The following is a 12,836-nucleotide window of genomic DNA, read 5'->3' as shown; positions in this document are numbered from 1 at the left end:
ATGCCGATCTGCGCGCCCGTTTCATCGAAGGCATGAGCCGCGTGGCCGCCGCCGTCACCGTGGTGACCACGGACGGCGAGGCAGGTCGTTTCGGCGTGACCGTTTCATCGATGACGTCAGTGTCCGCCGACACCAGCCGGCCTTCATTGCTGATCAGCGTCCATCACCTCAGCCCCGCATGCGAGGCGATCAAGAAGAACAGGCGGTTCTGCGCCAACGTGCTCAGCGGCAACCAGAGTTTCGTCTCGGATCTCTTCTCCGGCCGCCTCAAGCATTTGAACCAGGACCGGTTCGGCGCAATCGCTTGGCATCCCGGCGCGACCGGCGCGCCGATCATCGATGGCGCCGTCGTTTCCCTCGACTGCGAACTCAAGACGGCGCTGATGTGGGGAACCCATTTCCTCTTTATCGGAGAGGCCGAGACCATAGACCTTTCGGCGCAGCGCTCGCCGCTGGTCTACGGCAATCGCGGCTACCGGCGCGCCATCCCGATCACGCCGGATGACCATCGACCGCCACACCCGGAGAACCATCTCAGCATCGGCTTCTTCATCACGCTTGGACCGCAATTCGTGCCGGACCTCGTCGCCGGCTTCGCCAGCCAGCGGCCGGATGTCGACATCCGCCTTCTGGAAGCCGACCATGACGATCTCATCGAGCAGATGCGGGCCGGCAGGATCGAGGCGGCGATCACTTTCGGGGCGGTGAACGAAGCTGACCTCGATGCCGAACTGGTCTGCCCTCCGGCTCCGCATGTGCTGTTGAACGCCAGCCACGCATTGGCCGGCAGATCCAGTCTGCGGCTAAGCGATTTGGCTGAACTGCCCATGATCCTGCTGGATTATCCCTCGGTGCGCTCGGCCACGGACACCCTGTTCAAGCGCGGCGGGCTGCAACCGCACATCCGCTTCCAGTCGCCTTCCTTCGCCATGGTGCGCGGCCTGGTCGCGCAGGGTCTTGGATATTCGATCGTCCCGCAGGCGCCGCAGGCCAGGACCGCGCCCGACGGCAAGGAGATCCTCGCCATACCGCTGGACGAGGACTTTCCGGAAGGGGCGGTCGTGGCGATCACGCCACGCGGCAACGGCCGCAGCGAATGGGTCGGGCAGTTTCTGGCCAAATGCCGGCGATCCTTCGGGCATGCCGCCAACGGAGAGGGATGACGGCCGGACGAAACGGCCGAGCGGTAACAGACATCAACAAACAATGGACCGGTCAATCGGCCATGGGGAACAGAGAGGGAGAACGACAGAAATGAGTACCGCAGGAAGCAATCAACTTCGCAGGAATTCGCTAGGACTGATCGCCGTGACCTTCATGGTGATCTCGGCAGCAGCTCCCCTGACCGGCGTGGCCGGCGCGATGCCGCTGGCGTTCATGCTTGGCAATGGCGCCGGTATTCCAGCGACCTTCATTTTCGTGACGCTGGTGATGCTCGCTTTTTCGGCCGGTTACGTGGCCATGTCGCGGCATGTCACCAATGCCGGCGCCTTCTACGCCTATGCCGCGCGCGGTCTCGGCGGGCGCTCCGCCGGCGCCGTGGCGGTCGTGGCCCTGGTCGCCTACAACGCCATGCAGTTCGGACTGATCGGTCTGCTGGGCGGCATCGCCTCCGGTGTCTTCAGCGAGCTCGGACTGGTCCTGCCTTGGTGGGGGTGGAGCCTGATCGCCGTCGTCCTGGTCGCCATTTTGGGCTACCGGCAGGTGGACCTGTCGGCAAAAGTTCTCGTCGTGGCCGTCGCGCTCGAATATCTGATTGTCCTGATCGTCGACTTTGCCATCCTCGGCAAGGGCGGCGACCACGGGCTGGCGCTGAACGTGTTCGACCCCGCCGCGATGTTTTCGGGTTCGCTGACCGCTGCGATCCTGTTTTGCCTAGGCTCCTTCATCGGCTTCGAGGCAACCACGATCTATGCCGAGGAAGCCCGAGACCCGGAAAAGACCATTCCGCGCGCCACTTACCTTTCGGTGCTGATGATCGGCATATTCTTCGTGTTCACCACCTGGCTGATGATCGTTGGCATAGGCGCCGACAAACTGGTCCCGACCATCCAGGGCTATGGCGATCCATCAGCGCTCTTCTTCGATCTGGCGGGGCGCTATGTCGGCGGGCCGATACCGACGATTGCCGGTATCTTGCTCGTGTCGAGCCTCTTTGCCGCGTTGTCGGCCTTCCACAACTACATCGCCCGATACAGCTACGTGGCAGGACGCGAGGGCCTGTTGCCCCCCGCCTTCGGGCGCACCCATGCAGATCACCAGAGCCCCCACATCGGCTCGGTCGTGCAGACGATCGGCGCCCTGATTGTGCTGGCGATCTTTGCCGGCCTCGGGCTCGATCCGGTGCTCAACATGTTCACCTGGATCAGCCAGGTCGGCACGCTCGGCGTGCTCGGCATGATGACCGTCACCTCGCTCTCGGTGATCGTCTTCTTCCGCAACAAGCAGGCCGGCGCGCCGGCGCTGTCGACTGTGGTCCTGCCTGCCTTGTCGGGGCTGATCATGGCGGCCCTGTTCGTCTACATCTTCCTGCATTTTGGCGACCTCACCGGCACCACCGGCGGCGCGCTAGGGGTCATCCTGCCGGCATTGATCCCGGCCGCCGCCGTGGTCGGATATGGGCTGTCGCTGCGACTGGAGAGGGCAGATCCGGCCCGCTTCGCCCGCATGGGTGAAAATCAGGCCTGATATTGATGCCTATGCGGAAGCGTGCGTGGTCGCGCTTCCGCCAGCAAACGGAAGTGATATCGGCGCCAAACATTTTAAGCTTTAAACAACTGGACTCCTGTGCCACCGTCGGCCGGTCGTTTCCATTGCACATTTCACGACGGGTGGAGGTTTGCGAATGCTTGGTCGTTCTGCACATGTCGATACGTTCGCGCGTGACAATCTTCCGCCCGGCGATCAATGGCCTGACCTTCCGCTCGATGGGTTCGACTATCCGGAGCATCTCAATGCCGCGGTAGAGCTGACCGATCGGCAGGTCGAGCGCGGCTTCGGTGATCATGTAGCGCTGATCGGCAACGGTCGCCGCAGGACCTACAAGGAACTGTCCGACTGGACCAACCGCCTGGCGCACGCGCTCGTCGAGAACTACGGCCTGCGGCCGGGCAACCGCGTGCTGATCCGTTCGGCCAACAACCCGGCAATGGTGGCGTGCTGGCTGGCCGCTACCAAGGCGGGCGCGGTCGTGGTCAACACCATGCCGATGCTGCGATCAGGCGAACTGTCGCAGATCGTGGACAAGGCCAAGATCACGCTTTCGCTATGCGACACGCGGCTGATGGACGAGATGGTGGCTTGCGCCAAGGACAGCCGCTTCCTCAAGCAGGTCGTCGGCTTCGATGGCACGGCCAATCACGACGCAGAGCTCGACCGCGCGGCTCTCGACAAGCCGGTCGTTTTCGATGCGGTGGAGACCGGTCGCGACGACGTGGCCCTGCTTGGGTTCACGTCGGGCACCACCGGCTCGCCAAAGGCGACGATGCATTTTCATCGGGACCTGCTGATCATCGCCGACGGTTATGCGCGCGACGTCCTGCAGGTCACGCCCGAGGACATTTTCGTCGGCTCGCCGCCGATCGCCTTCACCTTCGGCCTTGGCGGACTTGCCATCTTCCCGCTCCGCTTCGGCGCCACGGCGACGCTGCTGGAGCACGCCTCTCCGGCCAACATGATCGAGATCATCGAGAGATATGGCGCGACCATCGTGTTCACGGCTCCGACGGCCTACCGGGCGATGATCGCCGCGCTCGACGAAGGGGCCAATCTTTCGTCGCTTCGGATCGCGGTTTCTGCCGGTGAAACCCTTCCCGCGCCGGTGTTCGAGGCCTGGGTGCAACGGACTGGCAAGCCGATTGTGGACGGCATCGGCGCAACCGAGATGCTGCACATCTTCATATCCAACCGGCTGGACGATCTCGCGCCGGGCAGGACCGGGCGTGCGGTTGCCGGCTACGAGGCCCGGATCGTGGATGCCGATATGAACGAGTTACCGCGTGGCGAGGTCGGCCGGCTTGCCGTCCGTGGCCCGACGGGTTGCCGGTACCTGAATGACCCCCGGCAGAAGGACTATGTGCGCGACGGCTGGAACCTGACAGGGGACTCGTTCTTCCGGGATGAGGAGGGTTATTTCCATTTCGCCGCCCGCTCGGACGACATGATAATTTCCTCAGGCTACAACATCGCTGGTCCCGAAGTTGAGGCGGCCTTGCTTTCCCACCCCCATGTCAAGGAATGCGCTGTCGTCGGCGTCCCGGACATCGGTCGTGGGCAGATCGTGGAGGCGCATGTCGTCCTGATCGACGGGATCGACCCGGGCGAGTTGGAGCAACGCCTCTTGCAGGATCATGTCAAAGCCACCATCGCGCCCTACAAATATCCGCGTTCGATCAAGTTCATCGATGCGCTTCCAAAGACGCAGACTGGCAAGATCCAGCGGTTCAAGCTGAAAGTGCATACTTGCACCTGAGCGCATCGTGCTCAGGTGCCAGCCTAGGCTGAAGGAAGTCGCTCGGTGTTTTTCTGGTGGCGGCCGAGGCCTCGACCAGTCGACGAAAACAACGAACTACCCGAGGGTTTGGCTCGCCAGGGCATAGGTCTTCGGCATAGCCGGGCCACCGGCAGCAAAATCGGCGAGGCGCTTGCCCAGCGACATGGTCAGCACCGTGTCGAAGACCGGCATTCCGCTGTGCGACAGGAGGGCAGCGAAGTCGCCATTGTCCATATGCGTGTCGATCCTGAGGAAGGACCCCGAGTGGTCGGCCACGTGCGGCCGGACGACCGCCACGGCGTCGGCGTCGCTTTCCGCCACGACCGGCCCAACGACATGGCCCCGCCCGAACGGGCGGCAGAGCGCGAAGGCTTTCAGCCTGTCGCCCTTGAAAAGGCCATAGCCGGCTGAGTGCGCGAAGAGCTTTTCGATGAGCGCCGCCCGCCTGACGCCAAATCCCGCCCCATCGAGCGTGATCGCCGCGGGAATGTCGCCTTCACCCAAAGTCCGGACATCGCCCCTGGTCTCTGCCAGCCTACCCGTCCCCTCCGCACGAACGATACCCTGGCATTGGTAGACTGTCTTCTCCGGCTGGAAGTCGAGCGAAAGATAGAGCCGTCTTGCCGCTCGGGTTGCATTGAGGCGCAGGTCGCGGCCGGCGACCTTATCGAAGACTCGCTTCATCAGCCATTGCCCGGCTCCGAGCGTCTGCAGTCGCGGCGAGGTGATGACCATTCCCACGGTCGCGAAGTCGGCGCCATGCTCGAACCACATGGCCGAACCGAGAACGCGGCCGATCTCATCGAGCGCCACGAAGCCGCGTCCCGATTCGCGCAGGAACTGCCAGTCTTCGGCCCGGTGCGGCCATCCCACGGACAGGGAGTGCGCGTGCAACCGGTCGAGTTCGATGCCCTCGATGTCGCCGATGCGCATCGAGAAGGTATCGATTTTCAAGCTTCCGGACGGCTTCAAGTCCATGCCCCTGAAAGATTGCCGCACTAGAGGGTGACGCCCTCTCCCCGCCCACGCTAAACAAGCAGACCGGTAGGATTTGCTCGAAAGCCGCGCGCCAACGCTAGATTCAACTGAAACACTTCCGCTTTCGGCACGCAATCGCGAAAGAACGCCCACATCCTCTCCGGAAATCTAGCACCATATGGTCGTCGGCACCGATCCCGGCGACCCGAAATCTTTCAAGGGTTGGAATGGACGTCTTCGACATCCTCGACCGTCTCGTCGCCTTTCCATCGGTCGCCGGCAAACCGAACGGCGACATCGCCAGCTGGATCGCGGCCCATCTTGCGCAGCACGGGGCGCAGGTCACCCTGCTTCCGGGGCCGGAAGGCGACCGTTCCAACCTGTTCGCGACGATCGGCCCCGCCGATGTCCCGGGCTACATCCTGTCCGGCCACATGGACGTCGTCCCGGCCGGCGAGCCGCAATGGAGCTCGGCCCCTTTCGCGCTGCGCCGGGAGGGCGAATATCTCTACGGGCGTGGCACCACGGACATGAAGGGGTTCCTTGCCGCCGCGCTGGCGGCTGTGCCTCACCTGACAGAACTGCGCCTGGCCAGACCGATCCACCTCGCCTTCTCCTACGACGAGGAGGTCGGTTGCCGCGGCGTACCACATCTGATCGCCCGCCTTCCCGAACTTTGCGCGAAACCGCTCGGCGTCATCGTCGGCGAGCCGAGCGGCATGCGCGCCGTGCGCGGCCACAAGGGCAAGGCGGCGGCTCGGGTGACGGTCAACGGGCGGTCCGGCCATTCATCGCGGCCCGATCTCGGGCTCAACGCCATCCATGCCATGGCCGCTGCGCTGGGCGCGGCCGTCAGCGAAGCCGAGCGGCTGACGTGCGGTCCGTTCGACCCCGCCTTCGAGCCGCCCTATTCCTCGCTGCAGGCGGGCGTGGTGACGGGTGGGCAGTCGGTCAACATCATTCCAGACACCTGCACGCTGGACCTGGAGGCCCGCGCCATACCCGGCGTCGACCCGGCCAGCCTGCTCGCGCCGGTCAGGGCGCGAGCCGAAGCCCTTGCGGTCGACGGCTTACGGATCAAGTGGACGCCGATGAGCGCTTATCCGGCGCTGTCGCTGCCGCAGGACTCGAGCCTGGCGGCACTGTTGGCCGAACTGACCGGCGAAGCGCCGCTCGCCGCCGTCAGCTACGGCACGGAGGCCGGACTCTACCAGGCTGCCGGCTTCGATGCGATCATCTGCGGCCCGGGCGACATAGGTCGCGCCCACAAGCCCGACGAATACATCCTCGCCAGCGAGCTCGCCGCCTGCCAGCGGTTGATCGAGGCGCTGGGCGCCCGCTGCGCGGCTTGAAGGGGAACCGGGATGACCTTCCTGTTCAATTCCGATGCGCCCCGCGGCGGGGTCTTCGCAGAGGCCTTCGCCGAGGAACTGCCGGACATCCCCTTCACGACGAATGCAGCAACGGTCGATCCCGACGCGGTACGCTATCTCATCACCTGGACTGCGCCGGAAGACCTCGCGCGCTATAGGAACCTGGAGATCCTGTTTTCCATCGGCGCCGGCGTAGACCAGTTCCGCCTCGATAGGGTGCCGGAACAGGTGAAGATTGTGCGTACGATCGAGGAAGGCATCGTGCGCATGATGCAGGAATATGCGACGCTTGCCGTGCTTGCGCTCCACCGCAACCTCCCTGGATATCTGGCACAGCAACGCGCCGGCGAATGGCGCGACATACCGCAGCTTCAGGCGGCCTCGCGCCGGATCGGCGTGCTCGGGCTCGGGCAGCTCGGCCAGGCCGTCCTCGACCGGTTGAAGCCGTTCGGCTTTCCGCTTGCCGGTTGGAGCCGCTCGCCGCGGCGGATCGAGGGCGTGACCTGTCACGATGGCCGGCACGGGCTGCAGGAGATGCTTGCGGCCAGCGACATTCTGGTCTGCCTGCTGCCGCTGACCGAGGAGACGCGCGGTTTCCTCGATGCCGAGCTGTTTGCGAAGCTGCCCGAGGGCGCGGCGCTCGTCCACGCCGGTCGGGGGCCGCAACTCGACCAGGAAGCGCTTGTCGCCGCGCTCGATAGCGGCCGCCTCTCGGCAGCGATGATCGATGTCACCGATCCCGAGCCTCTGCCCTCGGGCCATCCATTCTGGTCGCACCCGAAGATCATACTGACACCGCATGTCGCCAGCGTCACCCAGCCGGCGACCGCTGCGCGGGCCGTCATCGACAACATCAAGCGCCACCGCGCCGGGCTCGATCCGATCGGGCTCGTCGACCGGTCGCGCGGCTATTGAAGCTCCAACCTGAAAGGTCATTCCTTGTCCCTGCTGAAGACCCTCGATACCGACCCGTCCTTCCCGCCACGCCAGTCCAAGGCGTTGCCCGAGCGGCTGATTGCCGGCGACCCGGCCTTCAAGACCTGGGCGCAGGACGCAGCCAAGGACGACCTCGTCCATACTGGCGTCTGGGAGGCAACGCCGGGGCAGACGCGCTCGATCAAGGGAGAGACTTTCGAGTTCTGCCACATCCTGTCTGGCGTGATCGAGATCACGCCGGACGGCGGCGAGCCGGTGACCTACGGCGCCGGCGATAGCTTCGTCATGAAGCCGGGCTTCACCGGGGTCTGGAAGACGATCGAAACGGTGCGCAAGATCTACGTGACGGTCGGGTGAACGGTCGGCGCGGTTTCAAGCGGCAGCGACAGATTTTGCCGTCCCGCGCGACACGCACGCAACAATCATCCGCGACGGTTCGACGAACGATGCAAGCTGCTTGCCCGCCCGCGCTAGGCTGCTGCCAACGCTGCTAAGTGGTTGCCCATGAGCCTGAGCTTCGATCCGAACACAATTCCCCTTCCCGTCGGCCATTTTGTCGGCGGGAAAATGATCGCGGCCGAGGGCGCGATCGAGATGCGCCGCCCGTCCGACGGCAAGGAATATGCCGCCTGCCCGGTGGCCGGCGCCGACATGATCGACCGTGCGCTGGACAGCGCCAGGGCGGCGCTGAAGGCCAGCAACTGGGGCGGCGTCCGGCCGCGCGAGCGCACCAGGGCGCTGCAGGCCTGGGCCGACCTGATCGAGGCCGAAGCCGCAACGCTGGCCAGGATCGAGGCGCTGTGCTCCACCCGCCCGGTCGGCCAGCTCATTGCCGGCGACATCGCGGTGACCGCCGAGCAGATCCGCTTCTTTGCGGAATTCGCCGACAAGGAAGGCAGCGAGCTCGTGCCAACCGACGACGCCAACCTCGGCATGATCATGAGCGAGCCCTATGGCGTGGTCGGCGCGATCACGCCCTGGAATTTTCCCATCTCGATGGCCGGATGGAAGCTTGGCCCGGCGCTGGCCGCGGGCAATGCGGTGGTGCTGAAGCCGTCGGAAATGACACCCTTTTCGGCTGTCTACATGGCGCAACTCGCCGTCAGGGCGGGTCTGCCGGCAGGGCTCATAAACGTGGTGCTAGGAGACGGTCCGACGACCGGACCGGCGCTGACCGGCCATCCCGAGATCGCCAAGGTCAGCTTCACCGGCTCGACTCGCGCCGGCTCGGCGATCATGGAGAACGTCGCTCGCACCGGCGTCAAGCCGATGACGCTGGAGCTTGGCGGCAAGAGCCCGCAGCTCGTCTTTGCCGATGCCGATCTGGACAAGGCGGCGACGGCGATCGCCGGCAGCGTCACCTTCAACGCCGGCCAGGCCTGCGTCGCCGGCACCCGGCTGATTGTCGAGAAGAGCGTGGCCGACAGGCTGACGACCGCGATCCTGGAGAAGATGAAGGCCGTGCGGCCTGGCCCGACCTGGGACGAGGCGACGCATTATTCGCCGATCATCTCGGAACGGCAGCGGGCGCGTGTCGACAGCATTGTGCGGGCTGCGGTGGCGGCAGGCGGCGAATGCCTGACCGGCGGCGCCGCCATGGATAGCCCCGGCTATTTCTACGCGCCGACACTGATCGCCAACGTAGATCAGTCCAATCCCGCGATCGTCGAGGAGATCTTCGGCCCGGTGCTCACCGTCCAGACCTTCGAGACCGAGGACGAGGCGCTGGCGCTGTCCAGCCATCCGACCTACGGGCTGGCTTCCGGCCTGTTCACTTCCGATCTATCGCGTACGATCCGTTTGGCGCGCAAGCTCGAAGCGGGCACGGTCTGGGTCAACCGCTACAGCCGCTCGCGCGACCACATCCTGCCGACCGGCGGCTACAAGCGTTCCGGCATCGGCAAGGACCTTGGCCGCGACGCCTATCTCGCCAACCGCAGGACCAAGAGCGTCCTGGTCAGCGTATGAAGGGATGCCGATGAAATCCTACTCGATCGCCCTGATCCCCGGTGACGGCATCGGCCGCGATGTCACCGCCGCCGCCTGGACGGTGCTGGAAACCGTGGCCAAGCAGGACGGCTTTGCCCTGACGGGCACCGAGTTCCCCTGGTCCTGCCGCTTCTACAAGGAGACCGGCCGCATGATGCCCGAGGATGGCATCGAGACCTTGCGCGGCTTCGACGCCATCCTTCTCGGCGCGGTCGGCTGGCCGGCGGAGGTGCCGGATTCGGTCTCGCTGCACGGCCTGCTGCTGCCGATCCGCAAGGCATTCGTGCAATATGCCAACATCCGGCCACACCGCCTGCTTCCTGGGGTCACGGGACCGCTGCGAGCGGAGAGCTTCGACATCCTGTGCATCCGTGAGAACACCGAGGGCGAATATTCCGGCGCCGGCGGGCGTGTGCACCAGGGCACTTTGGACGAGGTCGCGGTGGAGACATCGGTCTTCACCCGCGCCGGAATCGAGCGCATCCTGCGCTTCGGCTTCGAGCAGGCGCGATCACGGCGGGGCAAGCTTGCTTCCGTCACCAAGTCCAACGCCCAGAAATACTCGATGGTGTTCTGGGACGAGGTCACCCGCAAGCTTGCGGGGGATTATCCGGACGTCGAGGTGAGCAGCTATCATGTCGATGCGCTCGCGGCGCGCATGATCATGGCGCCGGAGAGCCTCGACGTGCTCGTCGCTTCCAACCTGTTCGGCGACATCCTGACCGACATCGGCGCGGCGATCCAGGGCGGGCTCGGCTATGCCGCCTCCGCCAACATCAATCCCGACCGTTCGGCGCCGTCCATGTTCGAGCCGGTGCACGGCTCGGCGCCCGACATCGCCCATCTCGGCATCGCCAACCCGATCGCCACCATCTGGTCCGGCGCCATGATGCTCGATCATCTCGGCGAAAAGGCTGCCGCCGGCCGCGTCATGAAGGCGCTCGAGGCGACAACCGCGCGAGGCATTGGAACCACCCCCGGCAAGGATCGCACACAAGCCATCACCGCTGCCGTCGTCGCGGCGCTCACCTGATTGCAAGGTCGTTTTCGATGAGAAACCTGAAAGACAAAAGCCTCTTCCGCGAAGCCGGTTTGATCAGCGGCGAATGGGTCATCGCCGACTCCGGCAAGACGGTCGATGTCATCGATCCGGCGACCCAGGCCGCGATCGGCACCGTGCCCGACATGGCCGCTCCGGAGACCCGCGCGGCCATAGACGCCGCGGCTGCTGCCTATGATGGCTGGAGGAAAAGGACCAACGCCGAGCGCGCTGCCCTCCTGGAAGCCTGGCATCGGCTGATGCTGGCGCATCTGGACGATCTTGCGCTGATCCTGACGACGGAACAGGGCAAGCCGCTGGACGAGGCCAAAGGCGAGATCCGCTACGGCGCGTCCTTCGTCAAATGGTTCGCCGAGGAGGCACGCCGCATCAACGGCCACACCATCCCCTCGCCGACGCGAGACCGGCGCATCATCGTGCTGAAGGAGCCGGTCGGCGTGTGCGGCATCATCACGCCGTGGAATTTTCCCAATGCGATGATCACCCGCAAGGTCGCGCCGGCGTTGGCCGCCGGCTGCACGGTGGTCATCAAGCCATCGGAGTTCACGCCCTATTCAGCGCTGGCGCTCGGCGTGCTCGCCGAACGTGCCGGCATCCCCGCCGGCGTCATCAACATCGTCACCGGCGTGCCGGCCGATATCGGCAACGAGATCATGGCGAACGAGACCGTGCGCAAGATCTCCTTTACCGGCTCAACGCGGGTCGGCTCGCTGCTGATGCGCGGCGCGGCCGACAGCGTGAAGCGGCTCAGCCTCGAACTTGGCGGCAACGCGCCCTTCATCGTCTTCGACGACGCCGACCTCGATCTCGCCGTCGAGGGCGCGCTGGTCTCAAAATTCCGCAATGGCGGCCAGACCTGCGTTTGCGCCAACCGCATTATCGTCCAGGCCGGTGTCTACGAGACCTTCGCCGCGAAGCTCTCCGCCCGTGTCAACGCCATGAAGGTCGGGCCGGGCACCGAACCCGGCATCGCCATCGGGCCAATGATCAACATGGCGGCGGTCGAGAAGATCAACCGTCACGTCGAGGACGCGCTAGCCAAGGGCGCGGCGATCATCACCGAAAAGCCGGCGCTACCGGTCGGTCACCAGTATGTCGCGCCACTGGTGCTGACCGGCGCCACGAAAGACATGCAGCTTGCCGGCGAGGAAACTTTCGGCCCGGTCGCGCCGCTTTTCCGCTTCGAGACGGAGGAAGAGGCGATCTCGCTGGCCAACGGCACGCCTTACGGGCTTGCTTCCTACTTCTACACCGAGAGTTTGAAACGCGCCTGGCGCGTCGGCGAGGCGCTGGAGTTCGGCATGGTGGGGCTCAACACCGGCTCGGTCTCGATGGAAGTGGCTCCCTTCGGCGGCGTTAAGCAGTCCGGTCTTGGGCGCGAAGGTGCCCAGGCCGGCATCGAGGAATATCTCGAGATGAAGAGTTTTCATATGGGAGTAGGGGAGTAAGGCAGTAGGGAATGAGCGCCTGTCCCCTACTCCCCTACTGCCTCACTGAATCCGGTCAAGCGCCTTGTAGTAGAGGCCGACCATCGGCAGGAACCAGGGCTTGCCGGAATAGCCGGGAATGGAAGGCCACTCGAGCCCTTTCAGCGGATTGCGGTCCTCGCGGCCGAGCATGGCATCGGCCAATATCATGCCGAGATGAGTGGAAAGCTGCGCGCCGTGGCCGGAATAGCCCATCGCGTACCAGACCCCATCATGGTAGCCGGCCCGTGGAAACCGGTCCTTGGTCATATCGACCAGCCCACCCCAGCAATAGTCGATCTCGACCTTGGCGAGTTGCGGGAAGATCGCGGCGAGGCCTGCTCGCAATATCTCTCCGCTTTTGGCGTCGGAGCGCTGATCCGACGTTGCAGAGAAGCGCGCGCGGCCGCCGAAGATCAGGCGCTTGTCCGGCGAAAGCCGGAAGTAGTTGCCGATGTTCATCGAGGTCACGCATGTCCGGTTGCCCGGCATGGTCGTGGCGATCTCGGCATCGCTTAACGGCCGCGTGGCGATGATGAAGC

Annotated in this window: 11 protein-coding genes; 9 read left to right on the top strand and 2 right to left on the bottom strand. The window is 64.9% G+C overall.

Translation table 11 applies throughout. The annotated features are described in order from the left end of the window. From EN780_RS15755 to EN780_RS15745, 3 genes are all read left to right on the top strand, one after another. On the top strand, positions 1-1,163 hold a 1,163-nt coding region (locus EN780_RS15755), incomplete at its 5' end, for a LysR substrate-binding domain-containing protein (protein WP_128274649.1). Between the two features lie 91 nt (positions 1,164-1,254). Then, on the top strand, positions 1,255-2,688 hold the full coding sequence (locus EN780_RS15750; protein WP_128274648.1) for an APC family permease: 1,434 nt from the start codon (positions 1,255-1,257) through the stop codon (positions 2,686-2,688). 157 nt (positions 2,689-2,845) lie between these two features. Next, positions 2,846-4,471 (top strand): AMP-binding protein, encoded by a 1,626-nt coding sequence (locus EN780_RS15745; protein WP_128274647.1) that lies wholly within the window; start codon positions 2,846-2,848, stop codon positions 4,469-4,471. A 96-nt stretch (positions 4,472-4,567) separates the two neighbouring features. Here EN780_RS15745 and EN780_RS15740 read toward each other — a convergent pair whose 3' ends face one another. Continuing rightward, the gene (locus EN780_RS15740) at positions 4,568-5,470 is read right to left on the bottom strand and encodes a GNAT family N-acetyltransferase (RefSeq protein ID WP_128274646.1); all 903 of its coding nucleotides are present in this window, start codon (positions 5,468-5,470) and stop codon (positions 4,568-4,570) included. Positions 5,471-5,697: 227 nt separating this feature from the next. On the opposite strand from EN780_RS15740, the gene argE reads away from it, so the two are divergent. From argE to EN780_RS15710, 6 genes are all read left to right on the top strand, one after another. After that, the gene (argE, locus tag EN780_RS15735) at positions 5,698-6,822 is read left to right on the top strand and encodes an acetylornithine deacetylase (protein ID WP_128274645.1); all 1,125 of its coding nucleotides are present in this window, start codon (positions 5,698-5,700) and stop codon (positions 6,820-6,822) included. Between the two features lie 12 nt (positions 6,823-6,834). Beyond that, on the top strand, positions 6,835-7,758 hold the full coding sequence (locus EN780_RS15730; protein ID WP_128274644.1) for a glyoxylate/hydroxypyruvate reductase A: 924 nt from the start codon (positions 6,835-6,837) through the stop codon (positions 7,756-7,758). 24 nt (positions 7,759-7,782) lie between these two features. Beyond that, entirely contained in the window at positions 7,783-8,136 is a 354-nt protein-coding gene (locus tag EN780_RS15725; protein ID WP_128274643.1) for a cupin domain-containing protein, read from the top strand. A gap of 147 nt (positions 8,137-8,283) precedes the next feature. Next, positions 8,284-9,747: an aldehyde dehydrogenase family protein gene (locus tag EN780_RS15720; protein ID WP_128274642.1), complete on the top strand. Its 1,464-nt coding sequence runs from the start codon at positions 8,284-8,286 to the stop codon at positions 9,745-9,747. Between the two features lie 10 nt (positions 9,748-9,757). Next, positions 9,758-10,801 (top strand): tartrate dehydrogenase, encoded by a 1,044-nt coding sequence (locus EN780_RS15715; protein ID WP_128274641.1) that lies wholly within the window; start codon positions 9,758-9,760, stop codon positions 10,799-10,801. A gap of 17 nt (positions 10,802-10,818) precedes the next feature. Then, positions 10,819-12,276, top strand: coding sequence for an NAD-dependent succinate-semialdehyde dehydrogenase (locus tag EN780_RS15710; RefSeq protein ID WP_128274640.1), 1,458 nt, complete (start codon positions 10,819-10,821; stop codon positions 12,274-12,276). Positions 12,277-12,318: 42 nt separating this feature from the next. Here EN780_RS15710 and EN780_RS15705 read toward each other — a convergent pair. Further along, on the bottom strand, positions 12,319-12,836 hold a 518-nt coding region (locus EN780_RS15705; protein WP_133372623.1), incomplete at its 5' end, for an FAD-binding oxidoreductase.

Source organism: Mesorhizobium sp. M4B.F.Ca.ET.089.01.1.1, assembly GCF_004022605.1.
Taxonomy (GTDB): Bacteria; Pseudomonadota; Alphaproteobacteria; order Rhizobiales; family Rhizobiaceae; genus Mesorhizobium; species Mesorhizobium abyssinicae.
This window is presented reverse-complemented; position numbering and strand designations above follow the sequence as displayed.

Excerpts from the sequence above, each read along its gene's own strand:
- EN780_RS15750 (WP_128274648.1), top strand. The coding sequence starts at position 1,255 with ATGAGTACCGCAGGAAGCAATCAACTTCGCAGGAATTCGCTAGGACTG.
- EN780_RS15745 (WP_128274647.1), top strand. The coding sequence starts at position 2,846 with ATGCTTGGTCGTTCTGCACATGTCGATACGTTCGCGCGTGACAATCTT.
- EN780_RS15740 (WP_128274646.1), bottom strand. The coding sequence starts at position 5,470 with ATGGACTTGAAGCCGTCCGGAAGCTTGAAAATCGATACCTTCTCGATG.
- argE (WP_128274645.1), top strand. The coding sequence starts at position 5,698 with ATGGACGTCTTCGACATCCTCGACCGTCTCGTCGCCTTTCCATCGGTC.
- EN780_RS15730 (WP_128274644.1), top strand. The coding sequence starts at position 6,835 with ATGACCTTCCTGTTCAATTCCGATGCGCCCCGCGGCGGGGTCTTCGCA.
- EN780_RS15720 (WP_128274642.1), top strand. The coding sequence starts at position 8,284 with ATGAGCCTGAGCTTCGATCCGAACACAATTCCCCTTCCCGTCGGCCAT.
- EN780_RS15715 (WP_128274641.1), top strand. The coding sequence starts at position 9,758 with ATGAAATCCTACTCGATCGCCCTGATCCCCGGTGACGGCATCGGCCGC.
- EN780_RS15710 (WP_128274640.1), top strand. The coding sequence starts at position 10,819 with ATGAGAAACCTGAAAGACAAAAGCCTCTTCCGCGAAGCCGGTTTGATC.